At 31.0% G+C, this 20,514-nt stretch carries 17 protein-coding genes and 1 tRNA gene; 13 read left to right on the top strand and 5 right to left on the bottom strand.

Annotation, left to right across the window (positions count from 1 at the left end):
• Positions 1-173: 173 nt before the first annotated feature.
• On the bottom strand, positions 174-407 hold the full coding sequence (locus tag ACHRV0_RS03025) for a DUF2007 domain-containing protein (protein ID WP_129026049.1): 234 nt from the start codon (positions 405-407) through the stop codon (positions 174-176).
• Positions 408-517: 110 nt separating this feature from the next.
• On the opposite strand from ACHRV0_RS03025, the gene rnr reads away from it, so the two are divergent.
• From rnr to ACHRV0_RS03040, 3 genes are read left to right on the top strand one after another with little or no spacing between them, the layout of a single operon-like run.
• Positions 518-2,698, top strand: coding sequence for a ribonuclease R (gene rnr / locus ACHRV0_RS03030; protein WP_129026051.1), 2,181 nt, complete (start codon positions 518-520; stop codon positions 2,696-2,698).
• A gap of 23 nt (positions 2,699-2,721) precedes the next feature.
• Positions 2,722-3,390, top strand: a complete 669-nt coding sequence (locus tag ACHRV0_RS03035) for a head GIN domain-containing protein (protein ID WP_395439860.1) — start codon at positions 2,722-2,724, stop codon at positions 3,388-3,390.
• A gap of 6 nt (positions 3,391-3,396) precedes the next feature.
• The gene (locus ACHRV0_RS03040) at positions 3,397-4,074 is read left to right on the top strand and encodes a LysE family translocator (protein ID WP_370431315.1); all 678 of its coding nucleotides are present in this window, start codon (positions 3,397-3,399) and stop codon (positions 4,072-4,074) included.
• 254 nt (positions 4,075-4,328) lie between these two features.
• Here the strand turns inward: ACHRV0_RS03040 and ACHRV0_RS03045 are convergent.
• A tRNA-Cys gene (locus ACHRV0_RS03045) sits at positions 4,329-4,399 on the bottom strand.
• 94 nt (positions 4,400-4,493) lie between these two features.
• Positions 4,494-4,853, bottom strand: a complete 360-nt coding sequence (gene folB, locus ACHRV0_RS03050; protein ID WP_089053520.1) for a dihydroneopterin aldolase — start codon at positions 4,851-4,853, stop codon at positions 4,494-4,496.
• A gap of 107 nt (positions 4,854-4,960) precedes the next feature.
• Between folB and ACHRV0_RS03055 the strand changes: the two genes are divergently transcribed.
• The 5 genes from ACHRV0_RS03055 (at position 4,961) to ACHRV0_RS03075 (ending at position 9,621) form a co-directional block, all read left to right on the top strand.
• A complete protein-coding gene (locus ACHRV0_RS03055; RefSeq protein ID WP_395439861.1) occupies positions 4,961-7,078 on the top strand; it encodes a glutamine--tRNA ligase/YqeY domain fusion protein in 2,118 nt (705 codons plus the stop codon).
• Between the two features lie 897 nt (positions 7,079-7,975).
• A complete protein-coding gene (locus tag ACHRV0_RS03060; protein ID WP_395439862.1) occupies positions 7,976-8,458 on the top strand; it encodes a hypothetical protein in 483 nt (160 codons plus the stop codon).
• 91 nt (positions 8,459-8,549) lie between these two features.
• Entirely contained in the window at positions 8,550-8,876 is a 327-nt protein-coding gene (locus tag ACHRV0_RS03065) for a YtxH domain-containing protein (RefSeq protein WP_099717854.1), read from the top strand.
• A 136-nt stretch (positions 8,877-9,012) separates the two neighbouring features.
• On the top strand, positions 9,013-9,363 hold the full coding sequence (locus ACHRV0_RS03070; RefSeq protein WP_129022728.1) for a competence protein: 351 nt from the start codon (positions 9,013-9,015) through the stop codon (positions 9,361-9,363).
• A gap of 3 nt (positions 9,364-9,366) precedes the next feature.
• Positions 9,367-9,621: a DUF6327 family protein gene (locus tag ACHRV0_RS03075; RefSeq protein WP_395439863.1), complete on the top strand. Its 255-nt coding sequence runs from the start codon at positions 9,367-9,369 to the stop codon at positions 9,619-9,621.
• A 23-nt stretch (positions 9,622-9,644) separates the two neighbouring features.
• On the opposite strand, the gene ACHRV0_RS03080 is transcribed toward ACHRV0_RS03075, so the two are convergent.
• Both ACHRV0_RS03080 and gltX read right to left on the bottom strand, forming a co-directional pair.
• Positions 9,645-10,625, bottom strand: coding sequence for an SPFH domain-containing protein (locus ACHRV0_RS03080; RefSeq protein ID WP_089053514.1), 981 nt, complete (start codon positions 10,623-10,625; stop codon positions 9,645-9,647).
• A gap of 132 nt (positions 10,626-10,757) precedes the next feature.
• The gene (gene gltX / locus ACHRV0_RS03085) at positions 10,758-12,263 is read right to left on the bottom strand and encodes a glutamate--tRNA ligase (RefSeq protein WP_395439864.1); all 1,506 of its coding nucleotides are present in this window, start codon (positions 12,261-12,263) and stop codon (positions 10,758-10,760) included.
• A gap of 161 nt (positions 12,264-12,424) precedes the next feature.
• Between gltX and ACHRV0_RS03090 the strand changes: the two genes are divergently transcribed.
• The 5 genes from ACHRV0_RS03090 to ACHRV0_RS03110 all read left to right on the top strand — a co-directional run bounded on the left by ACHRV0_RS03090 (position 12,425) and on the right by ACHRV0_RS03110 (position 20,422).
• Entirely contained in the window at positions 12,425-15,814 is a 3,390-nt protein-coding gene (locus ACHRV0_RS03090; protein ID WP_395439865.1) for a hypothetical protein, read from the top strand.
• Positions 15,811-16,230 (top strand): rRNA maturation RNase YbeY, encoded by a 420-nt coding sequence (ybeY, locus tag ACHRV0_RS03095; protein WP_395439866.1) that lies wholly within the window; start codon positions 15,811-15,813, stop codon positions 16,228-16,230. The genes ACHRV0_RS03090 and ybeY overlap by 4 nt, the downstream gene beginning before the upstream one ends.
• A gap of 347 nt (positions 16,231-16,577) precedes the next feature.
• Positions 16,578-18,449 (top strand): tRNA uridine-5-carboxymethylaminomethyl(34) synthesis enzyme MnmG, encoded by a 1,872-nt coding sequence (gene mnmG, locus ACHRV0_RS03100; protein ID WP_395439867.1) that lies wholly within the window; start codon positions 16,578-16,580, stop codon positions 18,447-18,449.
• A 302-nt stretch (positions 18,450-18,751) separates the two neighbouring features.
• A complete protein-coding gene (locus ACHRV0_RS03105; protein WP_395439868.1) occupies positions 18,752-19,612 on the top strand; it encodes a class I SAM-dependent methyltransferase in 861 nt (286 codons plus the stop codon).
• A gap of 234 nt (positions 19,613-19,846) precedes the next feature.
• Entirely contained in the window at positions 19,847-20,422 is a 576-nt protein-coding gene (locus tag ACHRV0_RS03110) for an OmpH family outer membrane protein (RefSeq protein WP_089053508.1), read from the top strand.
• Positions 20,423-20,514 lie beyond the last annotated feature (92 nt).

Genomic DNA, 20,514 nt, shown 5'->3' on the forward strand with positions numbered 1-20,514 from the left:
ACTTCATTTCAATACTTTTAAAAATAAATTTATTCGACATATTAACACACTATAATAACAACCAAATTTTTTTAAATTTTTAAAAATCTTTTTTGTTGTATTTAATATATGTTGAAAACTAAAAAAGTTTAAAAAGAAAAAAAATGAATTTAGTTTGAAAAAAAAGAAACTGTTTAAACGATTTTAAGTGGATTGTTTAAGTTGTCTAGAATTTCTTGAACTTGTTCGAAATCGTTTGGATGAACTTTGAGTTTGATTCCGCCAAGTGCAGTCGAGTACATTGGGACAACAGAAAGTGTCATTTCGTTTTCAAAAAAATATGGAATTTCTTCTTGTTCCAGTAAGTGTTTGAGAACTACGGTTTCGTGCTGATAATTAAATATAGCGATGGTTTGAAAGCTTTCCATTTTAGGTCTTTTTGTAAATGTACGAAAAGTTATATTTTTAATAATTCTAATTTTTAAAAAGTGTTATCTAATATCTTATTTGTAATTTTAAGCCTTATAAGAAAAGATATATGAGTAAGAAAATTAGAAAGCCGATAAAAAATGAGAAGGATTTCTCTGGAAAAATAATAAAAATTTTATCGCAAAGCCCTAATAAACCATTCAATTATAAGCAAATAGGAGCAAAGCTCGAACTTGATGATACTAAAAGCAGAAATCAAATTATAAAGGATTTGAAAATTCTAGCTGCTTCAAAAAAGATTATAGAATCTGAACCTGGTAAGTATTTAATAAAAGCAATCAGTCAGGATTATTACGAAGGAACAATTGATATGACCAGCAGAAAAACGGCTTATTTTATTTGTCCTGATTTTGCAGAAGATGTTTTTATCCCGACCAATAATCTAAATCGTGCTTTAGATAAAGACAAAGTTAAAGTCTACGTTTATAATAGAAGAAAAGGAAAAAGACCTGAAGGTGAAGTAATTGAAGTTTTAGAAAGAGATAAAACAGAGTTTGTTGGAGTTATTGATATTCAGCCCAATTTTGCTTTTGTTTCGACTGCAAATCCTAAAATGTATACTGATATTTTTATTCCAAAGGATAAAATAGGTGAAGCTGAAAATGGAGATGTAGTTTTAGTAAAAATAGAAGATTGGCCTAAAAGAGCCGATAGTCCGTTTGGATCTGTAATCAGAGTTTTAGGAAAACCTGGAGAACATAATACAGAGATTCATGCTATTTTAGCTGAATACGGTTTACCAGCAGATTTTCCGGTAGAAGTAGAGGTGTATGCACAAAAACTAGATACCTCAATTCAGGAATCTGAAATTGCAAAACGTCGTGATATGCGTGATACACTTACGTATACGATAGATCCAAAAGATGCAAAAGATTTTGATGATGCGTTGTCTTTCAAAAAGTTAGAAAACGGAAATTATGAAATTGGTATTCACATTGCCGATGTTTCGTATTATTTAGAAGAAGGAACAATCTTAGATGATGAAGCTTATCAACGCGCAACCTCGGTTTATTTAGTAGATAGAGTAGTGCCAATGCTTCCTGAAGTTTTGTCTAATTTTGCTTGTTCACTTCGTCCGAATGAAGAAAAATATACATTCTCTGCTGTTTTTGAAATTTCTCCAAATGCACAAGTTATTAACCAATGGTTTGGTAGAACTGTAATTTATTCAGATCAGCGCTTTGCTTATGAAGAAGCGCAATATATCATTGAAACAAAAGATAATACTATTCCGGTTGATATTTCTATAACTGGAGATTCTTATGTCGTTTCAGATGAAATTGTAGAAGCAACTTTAAAATTAGATGAATTAGCAAAGATTTTGAGAAAGAAAAGAATGCAGAATGGTGCTATTTCTTTTGATAAAGTTGAAGTTAAATTTAATCTTGATGCAGAAGGAGAACCAGAAGGAGTTTACTTTAAAGTTTCAAAAGATGCCAATCATTTGATTGAAGAATTTATGCTTTTAGCCAATAGAAAAGTAGCTGAATACATTGGAAAACAAAAGAAAACGTTTGTTTACAGGATTCACGATGAGCCAAACGAAGACAAATTAATTGCAATGCAAGGTGTAATTGCTAAGTTTGGTTATAAAATAGATTTCCGTAACAAAGGCGATATTTCGAAATCATTGAATGCTTTGATGGAAGAAGTAAATGGTAAAAAAGAACAAAACTTAATTGATACTCTTGCGATTAGAAGTATGAGTAAAGCCAAATATTCAACAGATAATATTGGTCATTATGGTTTAGCATTTGATTATTACAGCCATTTTACATCGCCAATTCGTCGTTATCCTGACGTTATGGTACACCGTTTGCTCCAGTATTATTTGGATGGAGGAGCTTCTGTAGATGAAGAAACTTATGAAACTAAATGTTTACATTGTTCAAATATGGAAGGTTTAGCTACAAATGCTGAACGTGACAGTATTAAATACATGCAGGTTAAATACATGCAGGATCATCAAGACGAAGAATTCCTTGGAGTTATTTCTGGTGTTACTGAATGGGGAATTTATGTTGAAATCGTTTCTAACAAATGCGAAGGAATGGTGAGAATCAGAGAAATAAAAGATGATTACTATACTTTTGATGAAAAACAATATGCTTTAGTTGGAGCTACTTCAAACAGCATTTTACAATTAGGAGACGAAATTTATGTTAAAGTAAAAAATGCCGATTTAGTTAAAAAACAACTTGATTTTCATTTTTTACGAAGAGCTGAATAAATATTAATTAAAAAAATAAAAGTATGAGAAAGCTAATTATTGGAGCAGCAATTTTATTTGTACAAATGTCTTTTGGTCAAGTTACTAAAGAACTGGGAGATTTCGATTCTGTTAAAGTTTTTGATAAATTAAGTGTTAAATTAGTTCAATCTTCTGAAAACAAAATTGTCATTAAAGGAGCAAGAGAAGGAGAAGTTGAAGTTGTTAACAAGAAAGGTTTATTAAAATTAAGAATGCCTTTTCCTAAACTATTATCTGGTGATGATCTTGATATTACTTTGTATTACAGAAGCATAGAGCTTATTGATGTAAATGAAGGAGCTTATGTTTCAAGTAAAGATCCTATAAAAGCAACTGTTTTTAAAGTTAGTGCTCAAGAAGGCGGAAAAATAAATGTTGATTTAGATGTTGATAAACTTAATGTAAGTTCAGTTTCAGGAGGTTCAATAACATTGACAGGTAAAGCTTCCAATCAAGATGCAAGTCTTGGAGCAGGCGGTTATTTGCTGGCAAGTAAATTAGCCACTTCTCAGACTAAAGTAAGCGTTTCTGCGGGCGGAAAAGCAGATGTTAATGCATCAACCCTTGTCGATGCAAAAGTGAGCGCAGGAGGCTCTATTTACATTTATGGAAAACCAAAACAAATTAACCAAAAAACGGTTTTTGGTGGTAAAATTGAAGAAGTAAAATAATTTTTGATGATAAATGATATTCTGGCTGGACTGCCATGGGGACTTGTTCTAAGCTTTATGGTAGGTCCGGTATTTTTTGTTTTATTAGAAACCAGCATTACAAAAGGATTTAGAGCTGCAATTGTATTTGATTTTGGAGTAGTATTAGGTGATATATTTTTTATTGCCATTGCTTATTTAGGAAGTTACAGACTGATTTCAAGTTTAAAAGACAAGCCCGCACTTTTTATTTTTGGAGGCATAATTATGCTTTCCTATGGTATTATTTCTTTTGTAAAACTGAAGAAAGAAGAGAAAATTAATGATGAAGAAATTGATCGAGATATCTTAAAAAGAAACTACGGAAGTTTGTTTGTAAAAGGATTTTTACTGAACGTTATTAACATTGGAGTTCTTGGTTTTTGGCTTGCAGTTATTATTTCTGTAGGACCAAAATTAGAAATGCAAAATTCAAGAATGTTTACTTTTTTTGCCTCTGTAATTATTACTTATTTGTTAGTTGACTGTGTTAAAATTCTATTAGCCAAACAATTAAAATCTAAAATGACACCCACTAATATTCTAAAAATTAAAAAAGGAATTAGTGTAGTTTTGATGGTTTTTGGTTTTGTTTTAATGATTCAGGGATGGTTTCCAAAAGAAAAAGAAATGGTTAAAAATGCTTTTGAGAATATTGAAAAGTAGTTTGTTAATAACCCAAAATTATAAAATTAAGCCTCTGAATTTCAGAGGCTTTTTTTATGTTTATAATGTTCGTTTAGAAGTTTTTAAGTCTAGTTTGTCATTTCGACGTAAGGAGAAATCACACTAGAAATTCTGTACAATATGTTGCCAATCTTTGTAGAATCCCTATTGTGATTTCTCGTTCCTCGAAATGACAATATTGTGTAAAGTTTAGGCATAAAAAAAAAAGAGATACATTTCTGTATCTCTTTTTGAGGCATCGTCCGGATTCGAACCGGAGTAGGAGCTTTTGCAGAGCCCAGCCTAGCCGCTCGGCCACGACGCCATTACTTGAACGGATGGCAAAAGTAACTAAAATCTTTAAATTTCAAAAGTTTAATGTAAACTATTTTAAAAAATTAGATTTTATACAGAAAGAATTACTTTCTTTTTTCAGTCATTTTTATGGTAACTGTTTCAACATCACCACCAATAGGAGGATTTACTTTTGAAACCCAAACAGTCGTTTTTTCTACTGATTCAATTTCTGCCAATACACGAATTATGATTCTTTTAGCTACATGTTCTAATAAATGAGAACGAATTGCCATTTCTTCAGCAACAATTTTATTCAAATGAACATAATCAACTGTGTCAGCAAGATGATCACTTTGCGCCGATTGCTGTAAATTTGCCTTAATTTTTAGATCAACAATATAATCTGATCCTATTTTTCCTTCTTCAATTAAACATCCGTGGTAAGAAAAAGTACGGATATTTTTCAGTTTTATAACTCCCATTTTTTTATTGTTTCACGTTTAAAGTTTCAGGTTTTGCGCCACTTAAATAACTTTAAACCTGAAACCTGAAACCTTTTTTTTATCTTTGCTAAAATTAGTATAAAATAATGGCATCAGAAGAGAAATCACTCAATTTTATTGAACAAATCATAGAGGAAGATTTAAAATCAGGTCTTTCACAAAGTAAACTTCATTTTCGTTTTCCACCAGAACCAAACGGTTATTTACACATTGGACACGCTAGTTCAATTGCATTAAATTTTGGTTTAGGAATTGATTATCAGTCTCCTGTAAATTTACGTTTTGACGATACAAACCCTGAAAAAGAAGAACAGGAATTTGTTGATGCTATAAAAAAAGATGTTGAATGGCTGGGCTACAAATGGGCTGAAGAACGTTATGCTTCTGACTATTTTCAACAATTATATGATTGGGCAGTTTTATTAATTAAAAAAGATAAAGCCTATGTTGATAGTCAGTCTTCTGAAGATATGGCGATTCAAAAAGGAACTCCGTCTACAGTTGGAACAGATAGTCCGTACAGAAATCGTTCTGTTGAAGAAAATTTAGATTTATTCGAAAGAATGAAAAACGGTGAATTTGAGGCTGGTACACATATTCTTCGTGCAAAAATTGACATGAAATCGACTAATATGTTGATGCGTGATCCTATTATGTATAGAATTTTACACAAACATCATCATAGAACAGGAGATTCCTGGAAAATTTATCCAATGTACGATTGGGCGCACGGACAAAGTGATTATTTAGAAGAAATCTCACATTCATTTTGTACGCTTGAATTTTTGCCTCACCGTGAATTATACGATTGGTTTTTAGATCAAATTTTAGACGAAAATAAACTACGTCCGAAGCAAAGAGAATTTGCAAGACGTAACTTATCACATACTGTTGTTAGTAAAAGAAAATTACAGCAACTAGTTAAAGAAAAGCATGTTAACGGTTGGGATGATCCAAGAATGTCAACAATTTCTGGATTAAGAAGAAGAGGTTACACAGCTGCATCTTTACGTAATTTTGCCAATACAATTGGTATTGCAAAACGTGATAATTTAATAAATGTATCCGTTTTAGAATTCTGTATTCGTGAAGATTTGAACAAAATTGCACCTCGTGTAATGGCAGTTTTAGATCCGGTAAAAGTGGTAATTACAAATTATCCTGAAGGAAAAGAGGAGTTGTTAGAAGCTGAAAATAATCAGGAAGATGAGAATGCAGGATTTAGAAAAGTACCTTTTTCTCGTGAATTATACATTGAAAGAGAAGACTTTTTAGAAGAAGCTCCAGCTAAATATTTCCGTTTGACTTTAGGAAAAGAAGTACGTCTTAAAAATGCATATATTATTAAAGGAGAATCTGTTATAAAAGATTCAGAAGGTAATATTACAGAAATTCATGTTACTTATGATACTGATTCTTTAAGCGGAAGCGGAACAGAAGCAAGCCAGAGAAAAGTGTCTGGAACACTACATTGGGTTTCTATCCCTCATGCGGTTGAAGCAGAAGTTCGTTTGTACGATCGTTTGTTTACAGATGAAGCTCCAGACAGTTATAAAGAGAAAAATTTCTTAGAATTTGTGAATCCAAATTCATTAGAAATTGTAACTGGATTTGTTGAACCAAGTTTAGCAACAGCTAAAAACGAAGACAAATTTCAGTTTCAACGTTTAGGATATTTTACTGTTGATAAAGATTCAACTGCTTCAAAATTAGTGTTTAACAAGACTGTAGGATTGAAAGATGCTTGGGAAGAAAAAGGTAAAAAAGAAGAAAACAGCATTAATAATTCTTTAAAAGATATTAATAAATATTTTAAATTAGAAAATTTAGCTGAACGTTTGGCAATTCGAGATGCAATAGGCGAGAACATAGCCGCTATTTCAAGTTTTTCACTTTTACAGAATTCATTAAAAAAGAATATCAACAATAATAAGGCTTCATTGTTGTTTGCTCTATTTATTTTGAAATATTCAAACTGGAAATCTTCGGATTTTGAAGAAGAGGATATTAAAAAATTATATACTATGTCTTTAAGAAGTGAATCAACTTATGTTAGATATAGAGCTCTTTTAAATTTAGAAAAAATTGAAAACGAAAATTTAAGAAATCAGTTTGAAGACCAAATTTCAAAAATGCATTCAAATCCTCCAAAAAATGCATCGGAAAAAGAAATCGAAATTCTTGCCGAGATGGTAAAAAAATAATATCATTATAATCTATCAAAAAGCGCTTTTTATGAGCGCTTTTTTTATTATTTATTTTTTCTATTAATAATTGATATTTTATAAGTTTTATAAATTAAAAATGACTTTCATATATTAATTTTAAGCAATTTTTAAAATTCTTCCATGTAAATTATCCTATTTTAAAAAATAGTAAAACAGAAGTCTTTATTTTAATTTTTGATTTTGTTTTATGTTTTTTTGCGTCTTTTTGAGTAGAAATTATTTTTGAAATTGAAGATTGCCTTTTTTAAGGAAAATTATAATTTGTCTTTTTTTAGTTTTGTCAATTTCTAAATTGCTGTTTTTTAAATATCAATTTTAATTATGTTATTTTTATTTTTAAATGATTTTAATTATTATATATTTTATTTATGGATTTTATAATTTTAATAGGTAAATTTAAGTAAAAATGACCTTCATATATTGGTTTTAAGAGCCGTTTTTACTTCTTTAATATCAAGAATTAACTTTTATTTTTTTGTTGTTTTATGATCTTTATTTTAATTTTTAGCCTAATTTTTCTTAGTTTAACGGGTTGTTAACATACAATTGTTTATAAAGTTGCTATTTTTATCAAAAGCTCAAGTATGAAATTTTAGAATTTCAAAAATTGGCGTTTTAAGAATCGAATTGGAGTTTTTCTAAAATTTAAAAATTTTCATTTTTAGTTTTAGAGTTAATTCTAAACCTGAATTTTAAAAATTGATTTTATGGTCAGTTTATAGTTGTAATTTGTTTTTGATAATACGTTTACGATGTAAGTATTTTTTTGAAGGCATTTATAATTTGTAAATTTCATGAAGTTAGTTTTACACGTATCGAAATTTTGATTTTCATTTTGAACTAAGAATTTTTAATCCTTAAATTTTAAATGTTATGAAAAATTTATTTTTTACATTATCGGCAGTTTTATTTGCAAACATTGCAATTTCGCAAACACATCAAATTACAAAACACAATGGAGAACAACTTGATGTAAATTTTATTAAAAACGAAAATGGTTTAATTTATTATTCCTTAAACGGAAGTTCTGAAGAAGTTAAAATTAGTAAGTATGCTGTTTCTCAATTAACAAATAAACAAACCAATCAAACACAAAAAATATCTGATAAAATCATAGTAGATTCTAAAGATGATTACAAAATGGTAACAGTTCTGTCTCAAGAAAAGACAATAGGACTGAAAGAAGTGGCTTCATTTACTGGTGTCTCGACAAGGACAAAAGGTGAACCGCCAATTGCTAATAAGAATCAAACAGCTATGAGAATCAAAAGTAAGTCAGCTTCAAATGGATATCCGTTTGTAAGTATTGTTGAGAAAGGAAATGGTAAATATGAAGCAGTAGCTTACGCGTATTAATTTTAGTGTTAAATTTTAGTAAATATCATTTGTTCAATAATTTATATTTTAAAAAAAGAGTACCTTTATTAATCACTTAAATTTTATTATTATGTCAAAGAACTTAAATACAGTAGCAGCTATCTTGGCTGGTGCAGCTGCTGGTGCAGCAATCGGAATATTATTTGCTCCAGACAAAGGATCAAAAACACGCGCAAAATTAAAAGAAGGTTTAGATGATGCGAGGCATAATTTAAAAGATTCACTTTCAGCTAGTTCTGAGGTATTGCGCGAAAAGTTTGCTCATGCAAAAGGGAATCTTGACGGAACTTATGATGAGTTACTTTCGAATATGAGTTATAAAACAGAGGAAGTAATTACTTTTTTAGAATCTAAACTTGCTGATTTAAAGGCGCATAACGCGAAACTTCAAAAATAATATTTAAGGAGCACAAAGTTCACTTGGATTTTTATAATTGTATTTTGGTTTATTTTACTTAATTTTAAGTAGCGGCTAAATACAGTTTTTTTCAAAGTGTATTTTGTGCTTCTTTTTTTTAATTAAAACTACAATTATGGCTTTTGAAGAATTAAAGGAAAATACAGAAAAAATTCAGGATCAGGCTAAAGTTTATATTGATAGTCATTTAGCATATTATAAACTCTGGGGTTTTAAAGTTGCAATGAAATCAACCACTTTAATTTTTAAGTTTACGTTGATTTTATTGTGTTTTAGTATGGTTTTACTTTTTGGATCTTTTGCTGCAGCTTATGCTTTTGGTGCTTTATTCGGAAGTATTGCTTTAGGATTCTTAGCAGTAGGAGGGATCTATTTGGTATTTACAATTTTACTTTTCTTTGTAAAAGATAAATTTGTAGAGGGACCAATTTTAGAGAAATTTTCAGAAATCTTTTTTAATGAATAAGTTATGGAAACAAAAAAGTACTCTTCATACGCTGAAATCGACAGAGATTTAGAAATTTTAAAATTAGAAAAAGATATTAATTATCAAAAGTTAGTTTTAAACGTTCAAAAAACAAAAGAAAGTATAACGCCGCAAAATATTGTAAACAGTTTTATTTCATCATACACAGATTATTTTTCAAATTCTTATACCAAGATACTTCAATCTGTTTTACCGTACATAATAGGTTGGTTTATAAATAGAAAAAGAGGCAATTAAGCCTCTTTTTTCTTTTCAGTTAGTTATTTAACTTCAGGTTGAATATCATCTTCGTAACCAGATTGCGGTTGAATTGGTTTTGGTTTCTCTATCTTTTTATTAGTTTTTTTCATCATTTCGCCAACTTGATTTGATGCTGTGAATGAAGCAACCATATTGTTCAACATATCACTTCCTGCTTGTGGTGAATTTGGTAATAATATTAAATTAGAATTAGTATCAGCACCAATAGATTGTAGTGTATCATAATGTTGTGTAACGACAATTAAAGCAGAAGCTTCTTGTGAGTTAATTCCAACATTGTTTAAAACTTCAACACTTTCTACTAAACCTCTAGCAATTTCACGACGTTGATCTGCAATACCTTGACCTTGTAAACGTTTACTTTCAGCTTCAGCTTTTGCTTTTGCAACAATTCTAATTCTTGAACTTTCAGCTTCAAATTCAGCAGCCGTTTTTTCTCTGTCGGCAGCGTTGATTCTGTTCATTGCATTTTTCACCTGAATATCTGGATCAATATCAGTAACCAATGTATTGATGATATCGTATCCGTAAGTAGTCATTGCTTCGTTTAATTCTCTTTTTACTGCAATTGCGATATCGTCTTTTCTTTCAAAAACATCATCTAATTTTAGTTTAGGAACTTCAGCACGAACAACATCAAATACATAAGCAGTAATCTGATCGTGAGGATATTCTAGTTTATAAAAGGCATCATATACTTTATCTTGAATTACCTTAAACTGAACCGAAACTTTCATTTTAATAAAAACGTTGTCTTTGGTTTTAGTTTCAATAATAACATCTAACTGTTGAATTTTAAGATTTACACGTCCGGCTAATCTATCAACAACTGGAATTTTTAATTGTAATCCTGAATTTCTCACACTGTGAAATTTTCCAAATCTCTCGATAACAACTGAACTTTGTTGTTTTACAGTAAAGAAAGACGACATGAAAATGAAGAATGCCAATACTAATAAGATAATAAATGCTGTACTCATGGTTTTTAATTTATGTTTATGATTTTGGGAATTTACGAAAATTCTTCTAAAATATAGTTTTAAAGCACTAAAAAAACGCTAAGAACATTTGTTAGATGTTTCTTAGCGTTTCTATTTTGAATTGAATTATTATTATAAAGTTTCAATTGCTTTGTGAATTCTTGAAATAGTTTCTTCTTTTCCAATGATTTCAACAATGTCAAATAGGTGAGGGCCTTTAAGAGCTCCAACTAAACTTAAACGGAAAGGCTGCATAACTTTACCCATTCCAATTTCGTTTTTAGTTAACCAATCTTTCACGATAGTTTCAATATTTACAGAACTAAAATCTTCAATATTTTCTAAAACCGAAATCAATTCCTGCATTAAAGCCGGAGTTTCTTCTTTCCAGTTTTTGCTTGCTTTTTCATCATATGATGTTGGAGCTTGGAAAAAGAAATCAGTTAAATCCCAAAAATCTGAAACAAAGTTTGCTCGTTCTTTGATAAGTGATACAATGTGAGTTGTCACTTCAAGTGGAGTAGAGAAGCCTTTTTCTTCTAAAATAGGAGAGAAGCTCTTCGCTAAATCAGCATCATTTTGTTTGATTAAATATTGATGATTGAACCATTTATTTTTTTCAGGATCAAATTTTGCTCCTGCTTTGTGAACTCTATTCAAATCAAAAGCTTCAACTAATTCTTCTAAAGAATATAATTCTTTATCCGTTCCGTCATTCCAACCTAACAAAGCAAGGAAGTTTACAACAGCTTCTGGAAAAAATCCTTTCTCTCTGTATCCAGATGAAATGCCTTCTTCGGTTTTCCATTCAAGTGGAAAAACAGGAAATCCTAGTTTATCACCATCTCTTTTAGATAATTTTCCATTTCCAACAGGTTTTAAAATCAAAGGTAAATGTGCAAATTCTGGAGCATCCCAGCCAAAAGCTCTGTACAATAAAACGTGAAGCGGCATAGATGGCAGCCATTCTTCACCACGAATTACATGTGAAGTTTCCATCAAATGATCATCAACAATATTAGCTAAATGATAGGTCGGCATTCCGTCACTTTTAAACAGCACTTTATCATCAAGTAAACTTGTTTCAAATTTCACATCACCGCGAATAATATCTTTTAAATGTAAAGTTTCATCAACTGGAGTTTTGAAACGAATTACAAAATGTTCTCCATTTGCAATTCTTTTAGCAGTTTCGTCAGCTGAAATTACTAATGATGTATCTAACTTTTCACGATTCGTATGATTGTAAATAAATGTTTTTCCTTCCGCTTCTTGTTCTTTTCTCAAAGCATCAAGAGATTCTGGAGTATCAAAAGCATAGTATGCCCAATCTGAATTGATCAATTGGTCAGCATATTTTTGGTATAAATCCTTACGATCACTTTGTCTGTACGGACCAAATTTTTCATTTTTACCTACAGTTTCTTCAGGAGAAATTCCTAACCATTCCAAAGCTTCCATTATATAAGCTTCTGCACCTGGAACAAAACGAGTTTGATCTGTATCTTCAATTCTCAGATAAAAAACACCGTTATGTTTTTTTGCAAATAAATAATTAAATAGGGCAGTACGTACTCCGCCAATATGTAATGGTCCAGTTGGACTTGGTGCAAAACGCACACGAACTTGCTTTGACATTTGTTTAAATTTTGTTGCAAAGATACGATTCTAATTAGAGAATTAGAAAATGAGTTTAATTAGATAATGTATTGTTTGTAGCTTAATTGACTAATTTTCTCATTGATCATTTTCTAATTAAAATTAGTACTTTTATAGGTTATAAATAAAATAGATTCACATTGAAAACATCATCTGCAATATATCAGAAGTTAGAAGGATTTATAAAGAAATATTATATGAATGAATTGATAAAAGGAGCACTTCTTTTTATTGGTTTCGGTTTATTGTATTTTCTTTTTACCCTTTTTGTTGAGTATTTTCTTTGGTTAAAACCTGCAGGAAGAACACTTTTGTTTTGGCTATTTATTGCAGTAGAAGTTTTTCTATTGTTTCGATTTATTTTATTTCCAATTTTTAAACTTTTTAAACTTCAAAAAGGGATCGATTATAATCAAGCTTCGGCTATTATTGGAAATCATTTTACAGAAGTAAGTGATAAACTAACAAACTTTTTGCAGCTTTCATCCAATGAAAATTCGGCTGAAAGTTCAGAATTAATGTTGGCTTCAATAGAGCAAAAAGCAAATTCATTGCAGCCAATTCCATTTGGAAATGCGATTAATTTTAAATCAAATAAAAAGTATTTGCCACTAGCTTTAATTCCGGTTTTACTGTTTGCAGTCTTTTTTGTTTCTGGAAACAGCAATATAATTTCGCAGAGTTTTAATAGAGTAGTACATTTTAATGCTTCGTTTTTGCCGCCGGCTCCTTTTAAATTTGTGGTTTTAAATGGCAATCTTCAAACAGAACAAAACAAAGATTTTATTGTAAAAGTTGAAACAGAAGGTAATGTTGTTCCTGAAAATGTAATGATTAATATTGGGAATGAAAGCTATTTTATGGAATCATCTCAAACAGGAAAGTTTGAGTTTAAGATTGAAAAACCAACAACTGATGTTCAGTTTTCTTTTGAAGGAAATTCAGTTTCATCAAATGAATATGAATTAAAAGTTATTACAGTTCCATCAATTGCGAACTTCGAAATGGTTTTAAATTTTCCATCTTATTTAAAAAAGAAATCCGAAGTAATTCAAGGAACTGGAAATGCAATTGTACCTGAAGGGACAGTTGTAACTTGGAGAATGAAAACCCAATCTACTCAAGAAGTGGTTTGGAAAGATGAAAACTCAATTTTTAAGTTTAATAAAGCTGAAAATGAGTTTAAATTGGCTAAGAATATTAGTCAAAACACAGAATATCAAATTCTTACTTCAAATAATAAGGTTAAAAACTATGAAAAATTAGATTATCAGCTGTCAGTTATTAAAGATCAGTTTCCAACCATTGCAGTTTCGCCTGCTCCTGATAGTTTAAAGCTAGATAAAAGTTATGTTTTAGGAAGATTGGGTGATGATTATGGATTGTCAAAGCTTCAGGTTGTTTATTATGAACATGGAAAACCTAATACTGCCAAACGTGGAACCATTCCAGTAAAGGCAGGAGTGTTTGATCAGTTTGTTTTTAATTTTCCAAGTAATCTTGGTGTTGAAGAAGGAGTATCTTACGAATACTATTTTGAGATTTTTGATAATGACGCACTACATGGATTTAAGAGTACAAAGTCATCTACATTTTCAGATAGAGTTTCTACAACTGATGAAATTCACGATGCAGAATTACAGCAGCAAAATGCAAATATTAATAGCTTATCTAAGTCGTTAAAGAATCAGCAAAAGCAGTTTTCTGAAATGGATAAACTGAAAAATACAGGAAAAGAAAAGGATAATTTGGAGTTTAAAGATCAGCAAAAAATCAATGATTTTATCAAACGTCAGAAACAGCAAGATGAGTTAATGAAGCAGTTTGCTGAAAAGATGAACAAAAATTTAGATAAATTTCAATCTGAAAAGAAAGACAAAACTGCCGACGATTTGCAAAAACGGTTAGACAATGCAGAGAAAGATTTAGAAAAGAATCAGAAATTGATGGATGAGTTGAAGAACTTAAATGATAAATTAAACAGCGAAGAGTTGTTTGATAAGATGGAAAAATTCAAACAAATCAGCAAGAATCAATCTCGTAATTTAGAACAATTAGTTGAATTGACAAAGCGTTTTTATGTAGAAAAGAAAGCGGAGCAGGTTGCTGAAAAGTTGAATAAATTAGCAGAAAAGCAAGAGCAACTTTCAAATAGCAAAGAAAACAACAAAGAGAAACAGGATGAAATTAATAAGTCTTTTGATAAAATTAAAGAAGATTTAAAAGATTTAAAACAAGAAAATAACTCTTTAAAATCTCCTTTAGATATTCCTAAAGATACCTCAAAAGAAAAAGAAGTAGAGAATGATTTGAACAAAGCTTCTGAAGAATTGGGTAAAAAGAATACCGAATCTGCGAAACCAAAACAGAAGAATGCTTCTAAGAAAATGAAATCGATGGCAGAGCAGATGCAATCGACTATGGAAGCAGGAGAGCAAGAACAATTGCAGGAAGATGTTGCAATGCTTCGTCAGATTTTGGATAATCTTTTAGCATTTTCATTGTCTCAAGAAGATGTTATGAAACAGTTTAAATCAATGAAATTGGGTTCTTCGGCATATACAAAGAACATTAAAATACAGCAAAATTTAAAGCAGCAGTTCAGACATATTGATGATAGTTTGTTTGCATTATCGCTTAGAAACCCAAAAGTTGCTGAAGAGGTTACGAAGGAAATTGGCAATGTGCAGTATAATATGGATAAAGCAATTGAAACTTTAACCGATGTTCAGATTCCAAAAGGTGTTTCGCATCAGCAATATTCAGTTTCTTCTGCAAATAAGTTAGCTGATTTTTTGAGCGATTTATTAAACAATATGCAAATGTCTATGTCTAAACCAGGAGCTGGAAAACCAAAACCTGGAGATGGTCAAGGTATGCAGTTGCCAGATATTATTCAAAAACAAAAAGGTCTTGCTGATAAAATGAAAGATGGAATGAAGCAGGGAAGTAAACCAGGTACGAGTAAACAAGGTGATAATGGTGAGGGAAAAGAAGGACAGGGAAAACAAAATCAAAGTAAAGAAGGTCAGGGAAAAACGGGACAAGGAAAATCTGGCGATGGTAAAAGCGGTCAAGGAAACAACAAAGGGGAGAAAGAAAGTGATGATAATGATGGTGAAGGTGATGCTGAAAAGATAATGGAAATATACAAAGAACAAGTTAAACTTCGTGAAGCATTGCAAAAAGAATTAGCAAAACAAGGTTTAGATATGCAAGGTAAATCAGTTATTGATCAGATGAAAGCATCGGAAAAACAGATTTTAAATAAAGGTTTTAAGAATGAAAACCTGCAGCGTATTTTAAATATTCAACAAGAATTGCTAAAATTAAACAATGCTGTTCAAGAGCAAGGGCAAGATACCAAGCGTCAATCTGAAACGAATAAAACTGAGTTTTCTAATCGTTCGAATGCTTTGCCAAGTTCGTTGACCGATTATTTAAACAGTGTAGAGATATTAAACAGACAATCACTACCTTTGCGCTCGAATTTTAATCAAAAGGTTCAAGAATATTTTAATACAAAATGATCAATTTTAATTACGAAACAGAATTTAATTTAGACAACGAACAAGCCTTTTCTGATTGGTTAAGTGCTGTAATAGTTTCTGAAAATAAAAACGAAGGTGAAATAAATTATATTTTTTGTGATGATGAATATCTTCATAAGATAAATGTAGAATACCTAGATCACGATACGCTGACTGATATTATCAGTTTTGATTATACAGTTGGTAACGAGTTAAACGGAGATATATTTGTTTCTGTTGAACGAGTAGAGGACAACGCAAAAGATTTTAATGTTTCTTTTGAAGAGGAATTAAAGCGTGTACTTGCTCATGGTATATTACATTACTGCGGATATAAAGATAAGAGTGATGCAGAAGCCGTACTTATGCGTTCTAAAGAAGACGAAAAAATTGCGATGTTTCACGTGGAACAGTAGATATTTTTTCTAGTGTCAAATAGCCGATTTATGTAAAAATTGTTCCACGTGAAACAGGTTTTTTAAATGCTTTTTTATAAAGTGTTTCACGTGGAACAAATAAGTTGATTTTGAAATATTGATATTGTTTTTAGAATGTTTCACATGAAACATTCTAAAATTTGGTTTAAGTTTTTATGAATGTAACAGGGAATGTTTCACGTGGAACCTTTAAGTTTGTTTTGAGATCTCAAACTTGAAACTTGAGAAAACTGAAATAAAAAAAAACTCCGTTCCACGTGGAACAAAGAAAAAAAAGTTAATTCTGAGAATCGCCTTAAACGGTTTGCAGAGAATAATAAAACAAAATGTTTTTAGAAGAATACGATGTTATTGTAGTTGGTGCTGGTCATGCAGGATCTGAAGCCGCGGCAGCGGCCGCAAATTTAGGATCCAAAACTTTATTGGTTACAATGAGTTTGCAGAACATAGCTCAGATGTCATGTAATCCTGCGATGGGAGGAATTGCAAAAGGACAAATCGTTCGTGAGATTGATGCGCTTGGAGGTTACTCTGGAATTGTGTCAGATCGAACTGCAATTCAGTTTAAGATGTTGAACAAATCAAAAGGACCAGCTATGTGGTCGCCAAGAGTTCAAAGTGATCGAATGCGTTTTGCAGAGGAGTGGAGAATGATGTTGGAAGGAACTCCAAATTTAGATTTTTACCAAGAGATGGTAAAAGGGTTGATAATTGAGAACGGAAAAATAAAAGGAATCAAAACTTCGCTTGGAGTTGAAATTCGTTCGAAATCGGTAGTGTTGACAAACGGAACTTTTTTGAACGGATTAATTCATATTGGAGAAAAACAGTTCGGTGGAGGAAGAGCAGGCGAAAGTGCTGCAACTGGAATTACTGAAGATTTAGTGAAAGCGGGATTTGAAGCTGGAAGAATGAAAACAGGAACGCCACCACGTGTTGATGGACGTTCTTTGGATTATTCGAAAATGAATGAAGAAAAAGGAGATGCAAAACCGGATAAGTTTTCTTATTCGGATTTAACCGTTCCGTTGACACATCAAAGATCTTGTCATATGACATACACGTCGCTTGAAGTTCATGATATTTTGAGAGAAGGTTTTGATCGTTCGCCAATGTTCAACGGAAGAATAAAAAGTTTAGGTCCGAGATATTGTCCGTCCATTGAAGATAAAATTAATCGTTTTGCAGATAAGGAACGTCATCAACTTTTTGTTGAGCCAGAAGGATGGAATACTTGTGAAGTTTATGTAAACGGATTTTCAACTTCGCTTCCAGAGGATATTCAATTTAAAGCGTTGAGTTCTGTTGCTGGTTTTGAAAAAGTAAAATTCTTTCGTCCAGGTTATGCGATCGAGTATGATTATTTCCCACCGACACAATTGAAACACACTTTGGAAACAAAGTTAGTTGAAGGATTATATTTTGCCGGACAAATTAATGGAACGACAGGATATGAAGAAGCAGCATCGCAAGGTTTGATGGCCGGAATAAATGCGCATTTGAAAGTGCATGAGAAAGCGCCATTAATTTTAAAACGTGATGAAGCTTATATTGGAGTTTTGATTGATGACTTGATTACGAAAGGAACGGAAGAACCATATCGTATGTTTACATCAAGAGCGGAGTATAGAACTTTACTGCGTCAAGATAATGCAGATTTTAGATTAACGCCAATGTCTCATGAAATTGGTCTTGCTTCTGAAGCTCGTTTGCGAAGAATGGAAAAGAAATTAAACGAGTCTGAAAAGATGGTTTCTTTTTTTAGAGAAACAAGTGTTTCGGTTGCAGAGACAAATCCAATTTTAGAAGCGAAGGAAACTGCACCAATTACACAAGGTGATAAAATGTTTAAAGTTTTCTCTCGTCCACAGATTGATTTAGAAGATATGCTGAAATTTGAAAAAGTTAAAGCGTATGTTGAAGAGAATAATTTGGACAGAGAAATTTTAGAACAAGCCGAAATTCAAGTTAAGTATTCTGGTTATATCGAAAAGGAAAGAAATAACGCTGATAAGTTAACTCGTTTAGAAGAAGTGAAAATCCCTGAGAATTTCGATTATAATAAAATTAAGTCAATGTCGATTGAAGCAAAACAAAAACTAGGCAAAATTCGTCCAGTTACAATTTCTCAAGCTTCAAGAATCAGCGGAGTGTCGCCAAGTGATATTTCTGTACTTTTAATTTATATGGGACGATAAATAAATTATTTCAAGTTTCAGGTTTCAAAATAGTATTGGAATCTGAAATTTTGTTTTATTGGTTTTGTTCTGAATGAACTTAGAACTTGAAGCAAGGTAAACTTGAAAAAAAATAATTTTGTTCCACGTGAAACGATTTTTATAAAAATATCGTTTTATAAAAAAAATAAAGAATAAATTATAGAATTGCAGAGATGGACAGTTGTCCATCTTTTGCAACTTTGAAATCATATGAAATCAAGATTAGTCGAACTTCAGTTTGTCTAAATTATACGCACCTACTAAAACTATTAATTTAAAAAATGGACGTTTTAAACAAAAAACATTTTCTTACTGTAAAAGACCATTCTGTCTCAAAAGAAATTTTCGATTTATATTATGATGAAAATCTGGATATGCTGATTACTTCTCCGCAGCCGGATTTAGAAAATTTAGGAAGATACTACGAAAGCGAAGATTATATTTCGCACACAGACAATAAACGTTCGTTATTTGAAAAAGCATATCATTTTGTAAAAAATATTGCTTTAAAAAATAAACTGAGTCTAATCAATGCCGAACAAATTCATAAAGGAAGAATTTTGGATATTGGTGCTGGAACTGGAGATTTTTTATTGACTGCAAAAAATGATGGTTGGGAAACTGTTGGAGTAGAGCCAAGCGAAAGAGCAAAGAATATTGCTATACAAAAAGGGATTTCGTTTGTACATGAAATCAGTGATCTTGAAAGTCATTCTTTTGATATTGTAACAATGTGGCATGTTTTAGAACACGTGCCAAATTTAGAACTTCAAATTCAAGAATTGAAACGATTATTGAAACCAACTGGAACATTAATTGTTGCGGTTCCAAACTTTAAATCGTTTGATGCCGAATATTACAAATCTTTTTGGGCAGCGTATGATGTGCCAATTCATTTTTGGCATTTTTCAAAAAAATCAATTCAAACGCTTTTTGAAAAAGTAGATATGAAATTAGAAAAAGTTCTGCCAATGAAATTTGATTCATTTTATGTGAGTCTTTTATCAGAAAAATACAAGACTGGAAAAATGAATTTTATTAGTGCGTTTTTTATCGGATTACGATCAAATTTAAAAGCGTCAAGTACAAAAGAGTATTCGTCGCATATTTATGTGCTAAAAAACAACCAAAACGCAAAATAAGCGTGTTTAAGGGGTTTTTCGAGCACATCTGAGGGTTTGTGTTGCCTTTTTTGAGATAATTCCTCTGAGAAAAGCTATGAAAGCCACTTTTAATAGTGATATTTTATAGTAGTTTTTAACTCGATAAATAAAACCAATATCATAAAATTTTAGCATTTTTTAAACTTTATGTGGATGCTATTTATTTTTTTATATTTTTGTCTTTAATACTTTAAAAAAAATAGAAATTTAGAAATGAAAAAAGCATTAGTAATTATCGCACTTTCAATTTTTGTTGTTTCATGTGATAAAGCAGCCGAAGTTAAGGAAGTAAAAACAGCTTACGTAGATACTTCAGTTTTAATGAAAGAGTACACTGAAGCAAAAGACCTTGAAGCTAAATACAAAGCTCAAGCCGAAGAAAAGGGAAGACAACTTCAAGCTGAAATTACTCGTTTTAAACAAGACGCTGCTAATTTTCAAAGTCAAGCACAAGCTAATGGTCAGCAATGGGCGCAACAAAGAGGTGCTGAATTGCAAAAAAGAGAGCAGCAATTAGGTTATGCTCAACAAGCATTATCGCAGCAATTGCAACAAGAAAGCGGTGTAGAAATGGATTCTCTAGTAAGCGGAGTTAAAAAATTTATTAAAGATTACGGTAAGAAAAATGGATATTCTTATATCTATGGTACTGGTGATGCAGCGTCAATATTGTATGCTGAAGACAAGTACGACATTACAAAAGAAGTTGTTAAAGCTTTGAATGATAAATACAAAGCATCTCCTAAAGCAGAAGATAAACCAGCTGTAAAAGAAGAGGCTAAAAAATAAACTGCCAAACTAACTAACTAAATTGAAAAACCTAAATCAGCTGCTGATTTAGGTTTTTTTCTTTTATAAAAATGCGATATTTTTGACCTTTA

Origin of the sequence: Flavobacterium sp. FlaQc-30, assembly GCF_044005885.1 — a bacterium.
Taxonomy (GTDB): domain Bacteria; phylum Bacteroidota; class Bacteroidia; order Flavobacteriales; family Flavobacteriaceae; genus Flavobacterium.

Bases quoted from the DNA above. Each gene is read 5' to 3' on its own strand.
- gltX (WP_395439864.1), bottom strand. From the start codon at position 12,263: ATGTCAAAGCAAGTTCGTGTGCGTTTTGCACCAAGTCCAACTGGACCA.
- ACHRV0_RS03080 (WP_089053514.1), bottom strand. From the start codon at position 10,625: ATGAGTACAGCATTTATTATCTTATTAGTATTGGCATTCTTCATTTTC.
- rnr (WP_129026051.1), top strand. From the start codon at position 518: ATGAGTAAGAAAATTAGAAAGCCGATAAAAAATGAGAAGGATTTCTCT.
- ACHRV0_RS03075 (WP_395439863.1), top strand. From the start codon at position 9,367: ATGGAAACAAAAAAGTACTCTTCATACGCTGAAATCGACAGAGATTTA.
- ACHRV0_RS03105 (WP_395439868.1), top strand. From the start codon at position 18,752: ATGGACGTTTTAAACAAAAAACATTTTCTTACTGTAAAAGACCATTCT.
- ACHRV0_RS03035 (WP_395439860.1), top strand. From the start codon at position 2,722: ATGAGAAAGCTAATTATTGGAGCAGCAATTTTATTTGTACAAATGTCT.
- ACHRV0_RS03110 (WP_089053508.1), top strand. From the start codon at position 19,847: ATGAAAAAAGCATTAGTAATTATCGCACTTTCAATTTTTGTTGTTTCA.
- ACHRV0_RS03055 (WP_395439861.1), top strand. From the start codon at position 4,961: ATGGCATCAGAAGAGAAATCACTCAATTTTATTGAACAAATCATAGAG.
- mnmG (WP_395439867.1), top strand. From the start codon at position 16,578: ATGTTTTTAGAAGAATACGATGTTATTGTAGTTGGTGCTGGTCATGCA.
- ACHRV0_RS03070 (WP_129022728.1), top strand. From the start codon at position 9,013: ATGGCTTTTGAAGAATTAAAGGAAAATACAGAAAAAATTCAGGATCAG.
- ACHRV0_RS03040 (WP_370431315.1), top strand. From the start codon at position 3,397: ATGATAAATGATATTCTGGCTGGACTGCCATGGGGACTTGTTCTAAGC.
- ACHRV0_RS03060 (WP_395439862.1), top strand. From the start codon at position 7,976: ATGAAAAATTTATTTTTTACATTATCGGCAGTTTTATTTGCAAACATT.
- ybeY (WP_395439866.1), top strand. From the start codon at position 15,811: ATGATCAATTTTAATTACGAAACAGAATTTAATTTAGACAACGAACAA.
- ACHRV0_RS03025 (WP_129026049.1), bottom strand. From the start codon at position 407: ATGGAAAGCTTTCAAACCATCGCTATATTTAATTATCAGCACGAAACC.
- folB (WP_089053520.1), bottom strand. From the start codon at position 4,853: ATGGGAGTTATAAAACTGAAAAATATCCGTACTTTTTCTTACCACGGA.
- ACHRV0_RS03065 (WP_099717854.1), top strand. From the start codon at position 8,550: ATGTCAAAGAACTTAAATACAGTAGCAGCTATCTTGGCTGGTGCAGCT.